The organism is Pseudomonas sp. D1HM (assembly GCF_019266105.1).
GTDB lineage: Bacteria > Pseudomonadota > Gammaproteobacteria > Pseudomonadales > Pseudomonadaceae > Aquipseudomonas > Aquipseudomonas taetrolens.
Map to the genome: position 1 here is coordinate 473,292 of NZ_LRMN01000003.1, position 17,622 is coordinate 490,913.

Annotated in this window: 17 protein-coding genes; 7 read left to right on the forward strand and 10 right to left on the reverse strand. The window is 58.0% G+C overall.

Annotation, left to right across the window (positions count from 1 at the left end):
- The 7 genes from recO to lptF form a co-directional block, all read right to left on the reverse strand.
- Complete coding sequence (gene recO / locus AWM69_RS05315) at positions 1–690, reverse strand: DNA repair protein RecO (protein WP_131652581.1); 690 nt, start codon at positions 688–690, stop codon at positions 1–3.
- A gap of 200 nt (positions 691–890) precedes the next feature.
- Positions 891–1,793, reverse strand: a complete 903-nt coding sequence (gene era, locus AWM69_RS05320; protein WP_048378713.1) for a GTPase Era — start codon at positions 1,791–1,793, stop codon at positions 891–893.
- A complete protein-coding gene (gene rnc, locus AWM69_RS05325) occupies positions 1,786–2,475 on the reverse strand; it encodes a ribonuclease III (protein ID WP_048378711.1) in 690 nt (229 codons plus the stop codon). The genes era and rnc overlap by 8 nt, the downstream gene beginning before the upstream one ends.
- A 260-nt stretch (positions 2,476–2,735) precedes the next feature.
- On the reverse strand, positions 2,736–3,590 hold the full coding sequence (gene lepB, locus AWM69_RS05330; RefSeq protein ID WP_218725919.1) for a signal peptidase I: 855 nt from the start codon (positions 3,588–3,590) through the stop codon (positions 2,736–2,738).
- Positions 3,591–3,595: 5 nt separating this feature from the next.
- Positions 3,596–5,395, reverse strand: coding sequence for a translation elongation factor 4 (gene lepA / locus AWM69_RS05335; RefSeq protein WP_048378707.1), 1,800 nt, complete (start codon positions 5,393–5,395; stop codon positions 3,596–3,598).
- 163 nt (positions 5,396–5,558) lie between these two features.
- A complete protein-coding gene (lptG, locus tag AWM69_RS05340) occupies positions 5,559–6,620 on the reverse strand; it encodes an LPS export ABC transporter permease LptG (protein ID WP_218725920.1) in 1,062 nt (353 codons plus the stop codon).
- Positions 6,613–7,731: an LPS export ABC transporter permease LptF gene (gene lptF / locus AWM69_RS05345; protein WP_218726018.1), complete on the reverse strand. Its 1,119-nt coding sequence runs from the start codon at positions 7,729–7,731 to the stop codon at positions 6,613–6,615. Before lptF ends, lptG begins: the two co-directional genes overlap by 8 nt.
- Before the next feature lie 307 nt (positions 7,732–8,038).
- Here lptF and AWM69_RS05350 point away from each other — a divergent pair, with 307 nt between their 5' ends.
- From AWM69_RS05350 to rlmF, 5 genes are all read left to right on the forward strand, one after another.
- Positions 8,039–9,529: a leucyl aminopeptidase gene (locus tag AWM69_RS05350; RefSeq protein WP_218725921.1), complete on the forward strand. Its 1,491-nt coding sequence runs from the start codon at positions 8,039–8,041 to the stop codon at positions 9,527–9,529.
- A gap of 59 nt (positions 9,530–9,588) precedes the next feature.
- Entirely contained in the window at positions 9,589–10,029 is a 441-nt protein-coding gene (locus AWM69_RS05355) for a DNA polymerase III subunit chi (RefSeq protein WP_218725922.1), read from the forward strand.
- 7 nt (positions 10,030–10,036) lie between these two features.
- Positions 10,037–10,408 (forward strand): DNA polymerase III subunit chi, encoded by a 372-nt coding sequence (locus AWM69_RS05360; RefSeq protein WP_218725923.1) that lies wholly within the window; start codon positions 10,037–10,039, stop codon positions 10,406–10,408.
- A 232-nt stretch (positions 10,409–10,640) separates the two neighbouring features.
- The gene (locus AWM69_RS05365; RefSeq protein WP_218725924.1) at positions 10,641–13,487 is read left to right on the forward strand and encodes a valine--tRNA ligase; all 2,847 of its coding nucleotides are present in this window, start codon (positions 10,641–10,643) and stop codon (positions 13,485–13,487) included.
- Positions 13,488–13,667: 180 nt separating this feature from the next.
- Positions 13,668–14,684: a 23S rRNA (adenine(1618)-N(6))-methyltransferase RlmF gene (rlmF, locus tag AWM69_RS05370; RefSeq protein ID WP_131652577.1), complete on the forward strand. Its 1,017-nt coding sequence runs from the start codon at positions 13,668–13,670 to the stop codon at positions 14,682–14,684.
- Between the two features lie 101 nt (positions 14,685–14,785).
- Here the strand turns inward: rlmF and AWM69_RS05375 are convergent, their stop codons facing one another.
- Positions 14,786–15,067 carry an HU family DNA-binding protein gene (locus AWM69_RS05375; protein ID WP_003440137.1) on the reverse strand — a complete coding sequence of 94 codons (282 nt, stop codon included), beginning with the start codon at positions 15,065–15,067 and terminating at the stop codon, positions 14,786–14,788.
- 399 nt (positions 15,068–15,466) lie between these two features.
- Between AWM69_RS05375 and yejK the strand changes: the two genes are divergently transcribed.
- Both yejK and AWM69_RS05385 read left to right on the forward strand, forming a co-directional pair.
- Positions 15,467–16,471 carry a nucleoid-associated protein YejK gene (gene yejK, locus AWM69_RS05380; RefSeq protein ID WP_218725925.1) on the forward strand — a complete coding sequence of 335 codons (1,005 nt, stop codon included), beginning with the start codon at positions 15,467–15,469 and terminating at the stop codon, positions 16,469–16,471.
- A complete protein-coding gene (locus AWM69_RS05385; RefSeq protein ID WP_218725926.1) occupies positions 16,471–16,821 on the forward strand; it encodes a glutaredoxin family protein in 351 nt (116 codons plus the stop codon). Before yejK ends, AWM69_RS05385 begins: the two co-directional genes overlap by 1 nt.
- Here the strand turns inward: AWM69_RS05385 and AWM69_RS05390 are convergent.
- Both AWM69_RS05390 and AWM69_RS05395 read right to left on the reverse strand, forming a co-directional pair.
- Positions 16,787–17,086: a GIY-YIG nuclease family protein gene (locus AWM69_RS05390; RefSeq protein ID WP_339429297.1), complete on the reverse strand. Its 300-nt coding sequence runs from the start codon at positions 17,084–17,086 to the stop codon at positions 16,787–16,789. The genes AWM69_RS05385 and AWM69_RS05390 overlap by 35 nt on opposite strands.
- A gap of 9 nt (positions 17,087–17,095) precedes the next feature.
- The gene (locus AWM69_RS05395) at positions 17,096–17,566 is read right to left on the reverse strand and encodes a nuclear transport factor 2 family protein (RefSeq protein WP_131652574.1); all 471 of its coding nucleotides are present in this window, start codon (positions 17,564–17,566) and stop codon (positions 17,096–17,098) included.
- Positions 17,567–17,622 lie beyond the last annotated feature (56 nt).

The window sequence follows — 17,622 nt, forward strand, 5'->3', positions numbered from 1 at the left end:
TCAGGGCTTGCGAAACAACTCACGACTGGCCAGCGGACGCCCCGCCAAATGAACCGCCAAAGCCTGACGCATCAAACGCTTGGCAGCGGATAGAGCGCCCGCAACCGCCCAGTCAGCTTCGGCCATTGCCTGCAACTCGGCCCCTTGAAACAAACCCGGCTGCAACAGCCAGACCCGCTCCAGCCCGGCATCCACCTGCAAGCGGTACAAGCCATCGCTCGCTACTGGCTCTCCATGGATATCGACTGTCAGTGAAAAGCCGTAGCCCAGGTCATCCAGCAGGCGCCATTCAAAAGCCCGTAGCAAAGGTTCCAGCGCCCGGCCCTCCGCCAGAGCCAACAAGGTCGCCGCATAATGCTCGAACACGGCCGGATGGGGATCTTCAGCGGGCAGCAGCCGAATCAGCAACTCATTGAGATAGAGACCGCTGAATAGCGCTTCGCCATTCAACCAGGTTGAAATGCCTGCGCTTTCCATGCGGCCTACATTTTTCAACTCGCCCCGTCCGCGAAACTCGATCTCAAGCGGAACGAAAGGTCGCGCCAAAGTGCCCGCCTTGCCACGCGCACTGCGCAGCACCGCTCGCAAACGCCCTTGCGGCGTAATGAAATCCACCAAGGCACTGGTTTCGCGATAGGGGCGACTGTGCAGAACATAGGCAAGTTGCGGGACGGGTGCACTGCTGGACATGGAATACCGACTCTCTGGAAACTGAAAACACCCTCCCCAGGCCCTCCCCCGAAGGAAGAGACCCTGGGTGAGGGTGTGTTCAGAGACTCATCGACCCGTAATACCGGGTCGGTCATGGATTCAAAACAGCACGTTGAGGGTGCGGTCATTTTCCAGTAACCCTGGCCCTCCGGGAGAGGGCCAGGGGCGAAGGCTGCCTGTTACAGGTCGCCGTAGCCCAAAGAACGCAGGGCGCGCTCATCATCGGACCAACCGCCTTTAACCTTGACCCACAGGTTGAGCATGATTTTGGAGTCGAACAGCAGCTCCATATCCTTGCGCGCCTCGGTGCCGATACGCTTGATTCGCTCGCCCTTGTCACCAATGATGATTTTTTTCTGGCCGTCACGCTCAACCAGAATCAAGGCATGGATGTGCAAGGTCTTGCCCTGCTGCTTGAACTCTTCAATCTCGACGGTGATCTGGTACGGCAGCTCTGCGCCCATCTGGCGCATGATTTTTTCGCGTACCAGTTCAGCGGCCAGGAAGCGGCTGCTGCGGTCGGTGATCTGATCTTCCGGGAAGAAGTGCTCGTTTTCCGGCAGGTGGTCGGCGATCACACGCTCAAGGGCTTCAAGGTTGTGCCCGTGCTGAGCCGAGATCGGAATGATCTGGGCGTTGGGCAATTGCTCCTGAAGCCAGCTCAGGTGCGGCATCAGCTCGGCCTTGTCTTCGATACGGTCCGTCTTGTTCAACGCAACGATCAGCGGGCCGGTGACGTACTGTACGCGCTCGAGAACCATTTGGTCTTCGTCGGTCCACTTGGTACGGTCCACGACGAAAATCACCACATCGACGTCTTTCAACGCGGCCGAAGCGGTTTTGTTCATGTAGCGGTTCAGGGCCTTTTCGCCGCCTTTGTGCATGCCCGGGGTATCAACGTAGACCGCTTGCACGGTGCCTTCGGTCTTGATGCCCAGCATGTTGTGGCGCGTGGTCTGCGGCTTGCGCGAGGTGATCGCCAGCTTTTGACCCAGAATGTGGTTCAGCAGTGTGGACTTACCCACGTTTGGTCGACCAACAATGGCGACATAGCCACAGCGTGTTGCAGTTGAATCAGTCATGGCCATTCTCCACGCCAAGGGCAATCAGTGCTGCGGCGGCCGCTACCTGTTCGGCAATGCGACGGCTCACGCCCTGTCCCCGGCTTTTTTCATTCAATAAAGCAATTTCGCACTCAACGAAGAAGGTGCGGCAATGCGGTTCGCCCTGGATATCGACCACTTCGTAACGTGGCAAGTCGCAGGCACGCGACTGCAAGAACTCCTGCAGGCGGGTCTTTGGATCTTTATTGGTATCGACCAGCGTCAAGGTCTCGAACTCACTCGCAAGCCAGGCCAATACGCGGTCGCGGGCGGTTTCCATGCCGGCATCCAGGTAAATGGCGCCGATCAGGGCCTCAAGGGCATCCGCCAAAATCGATTCACGGCGAAAACCACCGCTCTTCAGCTCGCCAGAACCCAGGCGCAGGTACTCGCCAAGCTCGAAGCCACGCGCCAGTACCGCCAGGGTTTCACCCTTGACCAGACGGGCTCGCAAACGCGACAACTGGCCTTCACGGGCCAGCGGGAAGCGATCAAACAATGCTTCACCGGCCACAAAATTGAGAATGGCATCACCCAGGAACTCAAGACGCTCGTTATTGCGCCCCGCGAAACTGCGGTGTGTCAGGGCCAGAATCATCAGTTCCTGGTCTTTGAAGGTGTAGCCGAGCTGACGCTCTAAACGATTTAAAGAAAAACTCACGATTTACCCACGCTGAGTTCGTGGCCGAATGTCACCACCGGACCGATATTAGGGATCAGTGATGCTCGTTTATCGCATAGCAAATGGACAGGGAACAGGCTGTTCGCCGCCGTCACACTTAACGCTTTGTTCAAATCCACATCCTGAATACAGTTGACCGGCGCGCCTGTCGCGGTGCGGCGGTCGTAAGAACCCTCAGGCGCCGAATTATCCGGACGCCTGAAAAGCATTCGGCGCTGTTATTAACAGCGCCGTCTTGGCTACTTGATCAGACCCACCCGCGAGAAGTTCGGCAGGTTGCTGGTCTTGGGTTCCGGCCAGCTCATCCAAACGGCGAAGGCCTTGCCGACGATATTCTTGTCGGGAACCATGCCCAGTTCGTCCTTGGGAATGTTCGGATCATCCCAGTAACGGCTGTCGTTCGAATTGTCGCGGTTGTCACCCATCATGAAGTAATGGCCGGCCGGAACCGTCCACTCCTTGTCAGGTGGAGCGCGATAGCGGCTCATTTCCTTGCGGATCATGTGCTCTATTTCGCCCAGCTTCTCTTTATACAACTGCGCGCTGCCCAGGGTGCCGGGTTCTGTAGACACCATTTGCTCGGCAACCAGCTGATCATTGACGTACAAATGCTTGTCACTGGTGTAGCGAATCTTGTCGCCCGGCAGCCCCACTACACGCTTGATGTAGTTGACTGCCGGATCGCTCGGGTAGCGAAAAACCATCACATCGCCCCGCTTCGGATCACCCACTTCGATGATTTTCTTGTCGATCACCGGCAAGCGGATCCCGTAAGAAAACTTGTTCACCAAAATGAAATCGCCTACATCCAGGGTCGGCTTCATCGAGCCGGACGGAATCTGGAACGGCTCAACCAGAAACGAACGCAGCACCAACACGATGAACAACACCGGGAAGAACGACTTGCCGTATTCAACCAGCAACGGTTCCTTGTTGAGCTTTTCGATTACCTGTCTATCGGCCGGTGCAACATTGGCCTGATAGTTGGCAATAGCCTTACGCCGGCGAGGTGCCAGGAAGACCAAATCGAGCAGCGCCAGCAAACCGCACACGGCAACAGCAATGACCAGCAACAGCGGGAAATTTAGTGACATAGGACCTAGCTATCCAACCTGAGCACCGCAAGGAAGGCTTCTTGTGGAATTTCCACGTTACCGACTTGCTTCATGCGTTTTTTACCGGCTTTCTGCTTTTCCAACAGCTTGCGCTTACGGCTAACGTCACCACCGTAGCATTTGGCCAGTACGTTTTTTCTGAGCGCCTTGACAGTGGTTCGCGCCACAATCTGTCCGCCGATGGCGGCCTGGATTGCAACATCGAACATCTGGCGCGGGATCAGTTCTTTCATTTTTTCGGTTAGCGCACGCCCTTTGTAGTGGGCGTTGTCACGGTGAACGATCAATGCCAGGGCATCGACTTTCTCGCCGTTGATCAACACATCGAGTTTCACCAGATTAGCCGACTGGTAGCGATCGAAATGATAGTCGAGCGAAGCATAGCCGCGGCTGGTGGACTTGAGACGGTCAAAGAAGTCCAGGACCACTTCGTTCATCGGCAAGTCGTAGGTCACCTGGACCTGGGTGCCGAGGAACAGCATGTCGTGCTGAACACCGCGCTTTTCAATACACAGGGTAATGACGTTGCCCAGGTGCTCTTGAGGCACAAGAATGTTGGCACGCACGATTGGCTCGCGCATGTCTTCAATCACTGACAGGTCTGGCAGCTTGGACGGGTTATCGACGTAAATCGTTTCACCGGTCTTGAGCAGCAATTCGAAAATCACCGTCGGTGCGGTGGTGATCAGGTCCAGGTCATACTCGCGCTCCAGGCGCTCCTGGATGATTTCCATGTGCAGCATCCCGAGGAAGCCGCAACGGAAGCCGAAGCCCAGTGCATCGGAACTTTCCGGGGTGTACTGCAGCGACGAGTCGTTCAGCGTGAGCTTTTGCAGCGCATCACGGAAGTCTTCGAAATCGTCGGAGCTGACCGGGAACAGGCCGGCGTATACCTGAGGCTGAATACGCTTGAAGCCGGGCAATACATCAACGTCCGGAGTCGAGCTCAAGGTCAGGGTGTCGCCCACGGGTGCGCCGTGAATGTCCTTGATACCGGCAATGATGAAGCCTACTTCACCGGCTTTCAGATCAGCGGTAGCCGTATGCTTGGGGTTGAACACACCCACGCTGTCTACCAGATGCATTTTGCCGGTGGACTTGACCAGAATCTTGTCGCCCTTTTTCACGCGGCCGTGGCGCACGCGAACCAGGGACACGACGCCCAGGTAGTTATCGAACCAGGAGTCGATGATCAACGCCTGCAGGGGATCTTCGATATTGCCGGTCGGTGCAGGAATGGTGTGCACCAAGCGCTCAAGCACCTCGTCAACACCCAGGCCGGTCTTGGCGCTGCAGGTCACGGCGTCAGTGGCATCGATGCCGATGATTTTCTCGATTTCTTCTTTCACACGATCAGGATCAGCCTGCGGCAGGTCGATCTTGTTCAAGACCGGCATCACCTCAAGACCCTGCTCGATAGCGGTGTAGCAGTTGGCTACGGATTGGGCTTCTACGCCCTGCCCCGCATCGACAACCAGCAACGCGCCTTCACAGGCCGCCAGGGAACGGCTGACTTCATAGGTGAAGTCCACGTGCCCCGGGGTATCAATGAAGTTCAGCTGATAGGTAATGCCATCATTGGCCTTGTAGTACAAGGTCACGCTGTGGGCCTTGATGGTGATCCCGCGCTCACGCTCGAGGTCCATGGAGTCCAGAACCTGGGCTTCCATTTCGCGGGCAGTCAAGCCACCGCACATCTGAATGAAACGATCGGCCAGCGTCGACTTGCCATGGTCAATGTGGGCGATGATGGAGAAATTGCGGATATGACTCAAATCACTCACGGGTCAACACTCAAAAAAAGTCGCAGGCAGACTGCCCGCCGAAAAATAGCCGGGAATTGTACCTGATCCTCGCGCCAAGCGTCACGTTCACAGGCCAATAGCCACCGACAAAAAAGCCCCTATCGCGAGATAGAGGCTTTGGATTAACGCAAAAAGCGACTCATCAGCCGGCCCGGCGCAATAACCAGAAACCGGCCAGGGCACAAACGCCCGCGGGCACCAGCACCGCAAACAATGGCGAGAAACCGAACACCAGGCTGGACGGGCCCAGCAAGTCCTGAGCGATACGGAAGGTGAAGCCCACCAACACGCCGGTGAACACACGCTGCCCCAGGGTTACCGAGCGCAAGGGGCCGAAGATGAACGAAATGGCCATCAGCACCAGCGCAGCAGTCACAAGCGGCTGCAAAACCTTGACCCAAAAAGCCAGCCAGTAGCGGCCATTGTTAAGCCCCTGATCCTTCAGGTAATGGATGTAGCTCCACAAGCCCGTGATCGACAGAGAGTCAGGTGCCATGACCACGGTATTGAGCAGCTGCGGGCTGAGGGCCACATCCCAGCGTTCTTCGGGGACCTTGATCACTTCGGTGCTGCGATCATGGAAAACCGTCGTGCTGACTTCACTCAACTGCCAGTGATCTTCGTCGAACTGCGCTTTTTTAGCGAAGCTGGACGACAGCATGTGGCGTTCTTTATCAAAGCGATAACGGGTCACACCATAAAGCAGGCCATTGGGCTGAACCGCGTTAATGTGAATGAACTCCTCGCCCTGACGATGCCACAGGCCATGCTTGGAGCTTTGCGCATCACCGCCGCCCTGGGCCAGGGCACGATTGGCCTGGGCGATGGTTTCAGTCGCCGGCGCCACGTACTCGCCAATCAGCACGCCGGCCAGCATCAGCACCAGCATCGGCTTCATGACAGCCCACACAATACGACCGATGGACACGCCCGCCGCACGCATGATGGTCAGCTCGCTGTTGCTTGCCAGCGTGCCGAGGCCTATCAGACAGCCAATCAATGCAGCCATCGGCAACATTTCATACATGCGCCGTGGAGCGGTCAGCAATACGAAGCTGAACACATCCATCACGGTGTAGCTGTCGCTGATGCTGCTCATCTCATCGATGAAGGCAAACAACGTCGCCAGCCCAAGAATAATCCCCAGTACCGCCAGGATCGCCAACAACACGCTGCTACCAATGTAGCGATCGAGCTTACCCACGAGCCATCTCCTTCACGCTACGGCGACTGGCCAGCTTCAAGCGCAGCGGCTCCCAGTACAACAACCCCAGACCGATCAGCAGGAACAGGACATGCACCCACCACAAGCCCAGCGCAGGCGAAAGCTTGCCCTTCTCAAGCGCACCGCGGGCAGAAATCAAGATGGTCAGGTAACCCATATAAAGAAGAATGGCCGGTAACAACTTGAGGAAGCGCCCCTGACGCGGGTTGACCCGGGACAGCGGTACGGCGATCAGGGTCACGATAAAGACCAGCAGTGGCAAGGAGATCCGCCATTGCAGCTCGGCCACTGCGCGTGGCGCAGGGTTGCCGATCAGGTCCAGTGTCGGGATCGCATCGCGGTCCGTGACTTCGTCGCTGACATCCGGCTTGGGCAGCAACACACCGTAGGTCTCGTACTGGATGGCGCGATAGTTGGCCTGGCCCGGATTACCGTCATAGCGGTAGCCGTTGTCCAGAATCAACCAGCGGCTGCCGTCCGGGCGAACTTCCTGGCGGCCCTTCTCGGCCACCAGCACTGAAATACCGCGATCCTTGGCATCCTGGGCCAGGCGCTTTTCAGAAATGAACACCCCGCTCAGGTTGGTCCGGTCGTTGGTCAGTTCTTCGGTGTAGGTCACCCGCGAACCATCGCTCAAGGCCTGAAAGCGACCCGGCACCAGGGTGTCGAACTCGGTCAGTGCATCCTGCTTGTTGAGCAACAGCTGAAACTGATTGGCGCCCTGCGGTGCCAGGCTCAGGCTGAGCCAGGCCACGAGCAGTGCCACAAACGTGGCCGGCACCATGGTCATGCCCAGCAAGCGCTGCTGGCTCATCCCCGTGGCCGACAGCACGGTCATCTCGCTTTCGAGATACAAACGCCCGTAAGCCAGAAGAATGCCCAGAAACAGCCCCAGCGGCAGGATGAGCTGCAGGAAGCCAGGCAGGCGGAAGCCCATGATCAGGAACAACGAGCCTGGATCCAGGGCGCCCGAGGCAGCCTGGGCCAGGTATTTGATAAAGCGTCCGCTCATGATGATGACCAGCAGCACAGCGCTGACAGCGCTCAATGTAAGCAGGACTTCGCGGGACAGATAACGGAAGACGATCAAACCAGACACTCCAGGGTCGTCAGGCTAAGGCGGCCAAACTAGCAACGTAACGAGTCGGTCCAGGCTCATGGTGATGAGCTGAGCCGTTTGAAAAGATGGGGCATTATCCTGCGAATGACCGCGCCTGTCACTGCGCATGCTCACCCGGCTTTTTTAAGCAGCAGTCCAGGGTTGTCAGCCTTGGTCGACGGGGTTCAAACTGCCCGCCTTGACGCTCATCTGGATTACAGGTGAAGCGCTTCATCTCTTCAAGCAGGCAAACACCTTGTTTGTCCGCACATTGACCATTTGATTCAGGGACCCGGACATGGAACTGGTTGTAAAAAGCGTTAGCCCAGAAACGTTGAAAACGGCCACTCTGGTGGTCGCCATCGGTGAAGACCTTAAACTCGGGCACACCGCCAAAACCATCGACGAACTCAGCGGCGGCGCACTCAGCGCTGTGCTCAAGCGCGGCGACCTGGCCGGCAAGACCGGTCAAACCCTGCTGCTGCACAGCTTGCCAAACCTCAAGGCTGAGCGCGTGCTGCTGCTCGGCACCGGTAAAGATGCCGAACTGGGCGACCGTCCGTTCCGCAAAATCATCAGCGCAGCCCTGGGTGTCATTAAAGGCCTGGGCGGCGCCGATGCCGTGTTTGCCCTCGACGAAATCGTGGTCAAGGGGCGCGACAGCTACGGCAAGAGCCGCCTGCTGGCAGAGACCCTGATCGACGGTGAATACACGTTCGACCGTTTCAAGAGCCAAAAAGCCGAACCCCGCGCCCTGAAAAAAATCACCCTGCTGACCATCAAGCCTGCACAGGCCGAGGTTCAGCGCGCAGTGACCCACGCCCAGGCAATTGCCGCAGGCATGGCCTTCACCCGCGATCTGGGCAACCTGCCGCCCAACATCTGCCACCCAAGCTTCCTGGCCGAACAAGCCAAGGACATGGGCAAGGAATACAAAGGCCTGAAAGTCGAGATTCTTGACGAGAAGAAAATCAAGGACCTGGGCATGGGCGCTTTCTACGCCGTGGGCCAGGGCAGCGACCAGCCACCGCGCCTGATCGTGATGAACTACTCGGGCGGCAAAAAATCCGAAAAACCTTTCGTCCTGGTCGGTAAAGGCATCACTTTCGACACCGGCGGCATCAGCCTGAAACCCGGCGCCGGCATGGATGAAATGAAGTACGACATGGGCGGCGCTGCCAGCGTGTTCGGCACACTGCGCGCCGTGCTTGAGCTGAAACTGCCGATCAATCTGGTCTGTATTCTGGCCTGCGCTGAAAACATGCCGAGCGGTGGCGCTGCACGCCCGGGCGATATCGTGACCACCATGAGCGGCCAGACCGTGGAAATCCTCAACACCGACGCCGAAGGCCGTCTGGTGCTGTGCGATGCACTGACTTACGCCGAACGCTTCAAACCCCAGGCCGTGATCGATATCGCCACCCTGACCGGTGCCTGCATGGTTGCCCTGGGCGCCCACACCTCGGGCCTGATGGGCAACAACGACGAGCTGATCGAACAATTGCTGGATGCGGGCAAGCAAGCTGACGACCGCGCCTGGCAGTTGCCGCTGTTCGACGAGTACCAGGAACAACTGGACAGCCCGTTTGCCGACATGGGCAACATCGGCGGCCCTAAAGCAGGCGCTATCACCGCCGGCTGCTTCCTGTCGCGTTTTGCCAAGGCCTATCACTGGGCTCACCTGGACATCGCCGGTACCGCCTGGGTCAGCGGCGGCAAGGACAAAGGCGCCAGCGGCCGCCCTGTGCCCCTGCTGACTCAATACCTGCTGGATCGCGCCAACGCTTGAAGCTGACAATCGAAGGCTGCGCCACCTGACGGTGGCGCAGTCTCGATTCAGGAATCGCAATGACCTCCGAAAAAACCAAGATCGACTTTTATATTCTGCCCAGCGCCGATCCGTCGGCACGCCTGGATTTCGCCTGCAAACTCACCGAAAAAGCCTGGCGCCTCGGCCACCGGGTGTACCTGCACTGCAGCGACGCTGCACAGCGCCAGGACCTCGACGAGCGTCTCTGGCGATTCAAGGGCGAAAGTTTCGTGCCCCACAGCAATGTCGAAGATCAACCCGATGATGTGATTGTCATGGGGCTGGGAGAGGTACCCGCCAGCCATCAGGATTTACTGATCAACCTGGACCTTAAGGTCCCGGACGCCTTCAAACACTTTGCCCGAGTGGCCGAAGTGGTCGTAGAAGAACCCTCCGTTCGACTGGCCGCACGGGAGAGTTTCCGTTTCTACCGTGAACAGGGCTATCCTTTGCAAGACCACAAGCTACAACGACTCTGAGCACACGATGGACACTCCCAACTCCCAGCAAAAAGCCGCCCACTTGCTCAATGACCTCGAATCCATTCGCAAGCTGCTCGGTGATGATGGCCTGCAACCGCCATTGCTGACCGACATGATCAGCGACGAAAGCACCCCAATCCCGTTGCTCTCCGAAATGATCGGCGAAGAACCCGCTCCCCCGCCCGCTGCCGCACCGGCCCCCAAGGCCGAAAAAGCTCCGGACGCCCTGCTGGTGCACCTGGATAAAGAGTTGCGCACAGCGGCACAAGCCATCATGCAAGACGTGATCAACGATTTCGCTCCGCACATCGAAACCGAAATCAAGCGTCGCCTCGATGCGCACATGGAACGCCTGCTCAGTCAGCATCAAAGCTGAGCCACTTCATGTAGCCGCTGCCGAAGGCTGCGTCCGATTGCGCAGCGATCGTAAATCCTGCGCCTTCGATTTATCCGGCACATTGCGATCTCTGCCGGGCCGTCGGACCCGGCTTCATGCCTGGGCAGCCTCCAGGAATTAGCCCGGCGCCTCACCACAACTCGCCCTATCCCTCCCGCCCCGCTATACTTGCCGGCTTTCCTGAATTAATGCCAATAGGGTCCCGCCGCGCATGGATAAGACCTACCAGCCGCACGCCATTGAAACTTCCTGGTACAAAACCTGGGAAGAAGAGAATTATTTTGCCCCGCAAGGCGCGGGCGACCCGTACACCATCATGATTCCGCCGCCGAATGTCACCGGCAGCCTGCACATGGGCCACGGTTTCAATAACGCGATCATGGACGCACTGATCCGTTTCCGCCGCATGCAGGGTCGCAACACCCTGTGGCAGCCGGGCACCGACCACGCGGGTATCGCCACCCAAATGCTGGTTGAGCGTCAGATCGAAGCACAAGGTCTGAACCGCCACGACCTGGGCCGCGAGAAGTTCCTCGACAAGATCTGGGAATGGAAAGACCAGTCGGGCGGCAACATCAGCCGTCAGATCCGTCGCCTTGGCTCGTCTGTGGACTGGAGCCGCGAGCGCTTCACCATGGATGACGGCCTGTCCGACGCAGTTAAAGAGGCCTTCGTGCGCCTGCATGAAGACGGCCTGATCTACCGTGGCAAGCGTCTGGTCAACTGGGACACCAAGCTGCACACGGCCATCTCCGACCTTGAAGTGGAAAACCACGACGAGAAAGGTTCGCTGTGGAACCTGCGCTACCCGCTGGCTGATGGCGCGAAAACCGCTGAAGGCCTGGACTACCTGGTAGTTGCCACCACACGTCCGGAAACCATGCTCGGTGACGCCGCTGTTGCCGTGAACCCGGAAGACGAGCGCTACAAGGCCCTGATCGGCAAGTTCGTCGAGCTGCCACTGGTAGGCCGCCGCATCCCGATCATCGCTGACGATTACTGCGATCCGGAATTCGGTACCGGTTGTGTGAAAATCACGCCGGCCCACGATTTCAACGACTACGAAGTCGGCAAGCGCCACAACCTGCCGCTGCTGAACATCTTCGACAAAAATGCCGCCGTGTTGCCTGCCGCCCAGGTGTTCAACCTCGATGGCACGCTGAACGAAAGTGTCGACGGCAGCCTGCCGGCCAAATACGCCGGCCTGGATCGCTTCGAAGCACGCAAGCAGATCGTGGCTGACTTCGATGCCCTGGGCCTGTTGGTGAGCGTCGACGATCACGCACTGAAAGTACCGAAAGGCGACCGCTCGGGCACGATTATCGAACCGTGGCTGACCGACCAGTGGTATGTATCGACCAAGCCTCTGGCAGAGCCTGCCATTGCCGCCGTTGAAGACGGCCGCATTGCGTTCGTACCGAAGCAATACGAAAACATGTACTTCTCGTGGATGCGTGACATCCAGGACTGGTGCATCAGCCGTCAGCTGTGGTGGGGCCACCGGATTCCGGCCTGGTATGACGAGTCGGGCAAGGTCTATGTAGGCCGCGACGAAGCCGAAGTCCGGGCCAAGAACAACCTGGACCCTGAGGTTGCGCTGCAACAGGACAACGACGTGCTCGACACCTGGTTCAGTTCGGGTCTGTGGACGTTCTCCACCCTGGGCTGGCCGGAAAAAACCGACGCACTGAAGACCTTCCACTCCACCGATGTACTGGTCACCGGCTTCGACATCATTTTCTTCTGGGTTGCCCGGATGATCATGCTCACCATGCATTTGGTGAAAAATGAAGACGGCACCCCGCAAGTACCGTTCAAGACCGTGTACGTACACGGCCTGGTGCGAGACGGCCAGGGCCAGAAGATGTCCAAGTCCAAGGGCAACGTCCTGGACCCGCTGGATATCATCGACGGTATCGAACTCGAAGACCTGGTGGCCAAACGTACCACCGGCCTGATGCAGCCAAAACTGCTGAAGAAGATCGAGAAGCAGACCCGCGATGAATTCGCGGACGGCATCGCCAGCTACGGCACCGATGCCCTGCGTTTCACCTTCTGCTCGCTGGCGTCCACCGGTCGCGACATCAAGTTCGACATGGGTCGCGTTGAGGGTTATCGCAACTTCTGCAACAAGATCTGGAACGCCGCACGTTACGTGCTGGACAAGGGCGAAGACTGCGGCCAGAACGGCGAAGCCTACGAACTGTCACTGGCCGACCGCTGGATCATCTCCCAGCTGCAACGCACCGAAGCCGAAGTCACGCGTCATCTCGACCAGTTCCGTTTCGACCTGGCCGCCCAGGCCTTGTACGAGTTCATCTGGAACCAGTATTGCGACTGGTACCTGGAACTGTCCAAGCCTGTGCTATGGGATGAAAACGCACCGGTCGAGCGTCAGCGCGGCACCCGTCGCACCCTGGTACGCGTACTGGAAGTGGCCTTGCGCCTGGCACACCCGTTCATGCCGTTCATCACCGAAGAAATCTGGCAGCGCCTTGCGCCGCTGGCCGGCGTTGAAGGCAAGACCATCATGCTGCAGCCATGGCCGGTAGCGAACGAAGCGCGCATCGACCAGGCCGCCGAAGACGATATCGAATGGCTCAAGGGCCTGATGCTCGGCACACGCAACATCCGTGGCGAAATGAACATCGGTCCGGGCAAGCCCTTGCAGCTGTACCTGAAAAACGTCAGCAGCGAAGATCAACGCCGTCTGACCGAGAATGATGCCTTGCTGAAAAAGCTGGCTAAACTCGAATCGATCACCGTGCTGCAAGACGGCGCCGAAGCACCGCTGTCCGCTACCGCTCTGGTCGGCGAGATGGAAGTGCTGGTGCCGATGGCCGGCCTGATCGACAAAGATGCCGAGTTGGCACGCCTGGACAAGGAAATCCAGCGTCTGCATGGCGAAGTCGCGCGAGTGGGCGGCAAATTGTCGAATGCCGCGTTCGTTGACAAGGCTCCGGCCGAAGTGATCGAAAAAGAACGTGCCAAACTGGCCGAAGCCGAACAGGCCTTGAGCAAGTTGGCAGAACAGCACGCGCGGATTTCCAGCCTGTAATAACGCTGCGCACCTGATCGCGGGCAAGGCCTACTGCCCTTCTGTAGGAGCAAGCTTGCTTGCGATGGTCTAAAACGATAACGCGTACTTATGCCGCGTTATTGAGATCATCGCGAGCAAGCGCGCTCCTGCAGGGGTTTTGGGCCTTGCCCGCGATTGCTTTTGTGGAATGAATTGAACATGACTACCCCACGCACTTCCAAAGCCACACGCCACAAGCCAAAGCCTGCCAGCGATGCCAAACCGGTCGAGCCGCGGGTCAAGCCCAGCCTGCACCCGCGCAACCGCCATCAGGGCCGCTACGACTTCCCTCAGTTGATTTCGGTATGCCCGGAACTGGCCGAGTTCGTGATCATCAACCCGTACGGCAAAGAGAGCATCGACTTCGCCAACCCGACTGCCGTGCGCGTATTTAACCGCGCCCTGCTCAAGGCGTTCTACGGCATTGCCCACTGGGACATCCCGGCTGACTACCTGTGCCCACCGGTACCGGGTCGCGCTGACTACGTGCATTTTCTGGCTGACTTGCTGGCCAGTATCAACGATGGAGAAATCCCTCGCGGGCAAAACGTTCGCGTGCTCGACATCGGTATGGGCGCCAACTGCGTCTACCCGCTGATCGGCCACAGCGAATACCGCTGGCAGTTCCTGGGCACCGAAGTCGACCCGACGGCCGTTAAAGCGGCCAAGGCGATTGTGCAGTCCAACGGCCTGAACAAAGCCATCAGCCTGCGTCTGCAACCCAATCCGCAGAAAATCCTGCTGGACCTGCTGGAAAGCAGCGAGCGCTTCGACCTGACCATGTGCAACCCGCCGTTCCACGCATCGCTGGACGAAGCGACACGCGGCAGCGAGCGTAAATGGCGCGCCCTGGGCAAGGCCGATCCCAAGCGCAAACTGCCGGTTCTGAACTTTGGTGGCCAAGCGGCCGAATTGTGGTGTGAAGGTGGCGAGCAGCGCTTTGTCACGCAACTGATCCGCGAAAGCATCCAGGTGGGTCGTCAGATACTGTGGTTCAGTGTCCTGGTGTCCAAGGCTTCCAACTTGCCAGCCATCCAGACTGCCCTTAAAAAGGCCGGTGCCCGTGAAAGCCAAGTGGTGGACATGTCCCAGGGCAACAAGCAAAGCCGCTTCGTGGCCTGGACCTTCCATGACAAAGAGCAACAGCAAATGTGGCGGGAAAAGAACTGGAAGTAAGCTGCACCTAAACCTGCAGGAGCAAGCAAGCTCGCTCCTGCAGGTATTGCGCGCATAAAAAAGCCGCGCCCGGACACGTCCGGGCGCGGCTTTTTTAATGCTTACTTGTTAACAGCGTCAGTCAGGCCTTTGGCCACAACGAGCTTGATAACTTTCTTGGCAGCGATTTCGATGGCAGCGCCAGTCGAAGGGTTACGGCCAGTACGGGCAGGACGCTCGGTTACTTTCAGTTTGCCAATACCTGGCAGAGTGATTTCGCCGCCATTTTCCAATTGATCAGCAACGATCTGAGCCAGTTGGTCCAGTGCGTTACGCGCGGTAGTTTTTGGCGCGTCGATGGCTTCAGCGATATCGGCGATCAGTTGGTCTTTAGTAATAGCCATTGAGATGTTCCTTCCCTATCAAATTCATTTGGTTTGCAGAGTGCAATGTCAGCCATCGAGCCAGATTTCAAGGGTCTGGCACACCCGTCAGCTTTCACGACGAATCGCGGATGTAGATAGCGAAAACGGGGTTTGGTTCGACCTGACACATGCTGAATGCACGCTTTACGCCGTTACAGAGCGCAAGACCGGGCAAAACTAGCACAGAGACGGCTAAATATCCGCCTCTACCTAGCCATTTGGTCAGCTTTATAGCCCTAAAACCCGAAAAAAACTGTCCGAACCCCTCTCATCCCCCCTAAACCCCGGTGCAAGAGCTGACCCAAGGCTCAGGTGCGGTACACTTATCTCTTTTTGGGGCCTGCGCTCCCAGCCCTCTCATTACTCGCCGAGAAGCCCATGCCGATCCGTCATTGCATCGTCCATTTGATTGAGAAAAAACCCGACGGTACGCCCGCAGTTCTCCACGCCCGTGACTCTGAACTGGCCGAGTCGATGGCCATCGAGAACATGCTCGCTGACCTCAACGAAAGCTATAACGCCAAGCAAGGTAAAGCCTGGGGCTTTTTCCATGCAGAATCCGGCGCCCATCCCTTCAGCGGCTGGCTCAAGGAATACTTCGAGGGTGGCAAGGACTTCACCGCTTTCAGCCGCGTCGCCGTTGAGCACCTGCAAAAGCTGATGGAGGAGTCCAACCTGTCCGTAGGTGGCCACGTCCTGTTCGCGCATTATCAGCAAGGCATGACCGACTACCTCGCCATCGCTCTGCTGCACCACAGCGACGGCGTCGCCGTGAACGCTGAACTCGACGTAACCCCCTCGCGGCATCTGGACCTCGGGCAGTTGCATCTGGCTGCCCGGATCAATATGTCCGAGTGGCAAAACAACAAGCAGTCCAAACAGTACATTTCGTTTATCAAAGGCAAGAACGGCAAGAAGGTCTCGGAATACTTCCGCGACTTCATCGGCTGCCAGGAAGGTGTCGACGGTCCGGGTGAAACCCGCACCCTGCTCAAGGCCTTCAGCGATTTTGTTGAAAGCGAAGACCTGCCCGAAGAGTCCGCTCGCGAAAAGACCAAAACCCTGGTCGATTACGCCAGCAGCCAGGCGAAAATCGGCGAGCCCATGGGGCTTGAGGAGTTGTCGGAGCTGATCGACGAGGAGCGTCCGAAAGCGTTCTACGACCATATCCGCAACAAGGACTACGGCCTGTCACCCGAGATTCCGGCCGACAAACGTACCCTCAACCAGTTCCGCCGCTTCACAGGCCGCGCCGAAGGCTTGTCTATCAGCTTCGAAGCGCACTTGCTGGGCTCCAAGATAGAGTTCGACGAAGAAGCCGGCACGCTGGTGATCAAAGGCCTGCCGACGCAATTGCTCGACCAGCTCAAGCGCAACAAGTGATGCTCAAGGGCGTCCTGAAGAAGGTCCTGTTTGTTCTGGTGGTGGTCGTGGTGTTCCAGAACTGGGGCAAGATCGAGCGGCTGCTAAACCCGTCGGGGGCGGTGCCCGAACATACCCGGGCCAATGCCCGGGTGGTGCTGTATTCCACCGACTGGTGCGGCTACTGCAAGGCCACGCGACGCTTTCTGGACCAGAAAGGCATTCCGTTCAAAGAGTTTGATATCGAAAAGAACCCCGCGGCACGACAGGCCTACGAGGCGCTGGGTGGACGCGGGATTCCCATACTGGATGTGAATGGCACCCTGATCAGGGACTTCAATCCGGAGGCCATTCTGGCAGCGCTGAAGTAACGGCCGCCTGACTTTGCACCAAACACTCTTTGGCGCTTTTCTTGAGCTTCTTGATCAGGCGTTCCTGACGCAAGGCTTCACCCTTGTCTGGCCAGGATTCGACATACACCAGAGCCACGGCCGGGCTCGAGGCAAAAAAACGGGCGCCTTTGCCACTTTGATGCTTGGCAAAACGGCGCACGGGATCATCGCTGATCCCGCAATAAAGCGAACCATTGGCCGCTCTTACCAAATAGACAAACCAGGGTTTCGCCAGCGTGACCACCCGCAGTCCTCAGCGACTCGCCTGAAAGGCCTTGAGCCCCTTGTGCGCTTGGGCCCTGATAGCGTTTTTCACCAGCGGCGTCCAGCCCAGCAACAGCCCCTTGGCACCCAATGCCTGACGCGACCAGCGCCAAAGATCGAAGTGATCGTGGTGCTCACAAATTTTGCCGTCACGAAACACAAAGCGGGCCTGAATATCGTTGATCACAATCGCGCCGGTCTGACCAAACTCATAGGTCGCGACCCAATGCGCACTGCCGCGTTGCGCATCGGCCTGCACCTGATCGAATGTCAGGGTGAAATCCTTGGCCCGCGAAGTCAGCATGCGCCACATATCGGTGGCGTTCTGGCCGCGCAACTCACCAAACACCGGATCACTGAACAGCACATCATCGGTGTAACAAGCGCTCATCGCCTCAGCATCAAGCCGTTGAAAGGCCTCATAGAAGCGGGTGATCAGCGCATGGTGTTCTTGGTTCATCGCAGTGTCCGGGCAAGTCTGGAATGTGAGCACAATAATCTGCAATGCCGCGAAAC

Coding starts and splice junctions, on each gene's coding strand:
- recO (WP_131652581.1), bottom strand. CDS start 690: ATGTCCAGCAGTGCACCCGTCCCGCAACTTGCCTATGTTCTGCACAGT.
- era (WP_048378713.1), bottom strand. CDS start 1,793: ATGACTGATTCAACTGCAACACGCTGTGGCTATGTCGCCATTGTTGGT.
- lepB (WP_218725919.1), bottom strand. CDS start 3,590: ATGTCACTAAATTTCCCGCTGTTGCTGGTCATTGCTGTTGCCGTGTGC.
- AWM69_RS05350 (WP_218725921.1), top strand. CDS start 8,039: ATGGAACTGGTTGTAAAAAGCGTTAGCCCAGAAACGTTGAAAACGGCC.
- AWM69_RS05355 (WP_218725922.1), top strand. CDS start 9,589: ATGACCTCCGAAAAAACCAAGATCGACTTTTATATTCTGCCCAGCGCC.
- AWM69_RS05360 (WP_218725923.1), top strand. CDS start 10,037: ATGGACACTCCCAACTCCCAGCAAAAAGCCGCCCACTTGCTCAATGAC.
- AWM69_RS05365 (WP_218725924.1), top strand. CDS start 10,641: ATGGATAAGACCTACCAGCCGCACGCCATTGAAACTTCCTGGTACAAA.
- rlmF (WP_131652577.1), top strand. CDS start 13,668: ATGACTACCCCACGCACTTCCAAAGCCACACGCCACAAGCCAAAGCCT.
- AWM69_RS05375 (WP_003440137.1), bottom strand. CDS start 15,067: ATGGCTATTACTAAAGACCAACTGATCGCCGATATCGCTGAAGCCATC.
- yejK (WP_218725925.1), top strand. CDS start 15,467: ATGCCGATCCGTCATTGCATCGTCCATTTGATTGAGAAAAAACCCGAC.
- AWM69_RS05385 (WP_218725926.1), top strand. CDS start 16,471: ATGCTCAAGGGCGTCCTGAAGAAGGTCCTGTTTGTTCTGGTGGTGGTC.
- AWM69_RS05395 (WP_131652574.1), bottom strand. CDS start 17,566: ATGAACCAAGAACACCATGCGCTGATCACCCGCTTCTATGAGGCCTTT.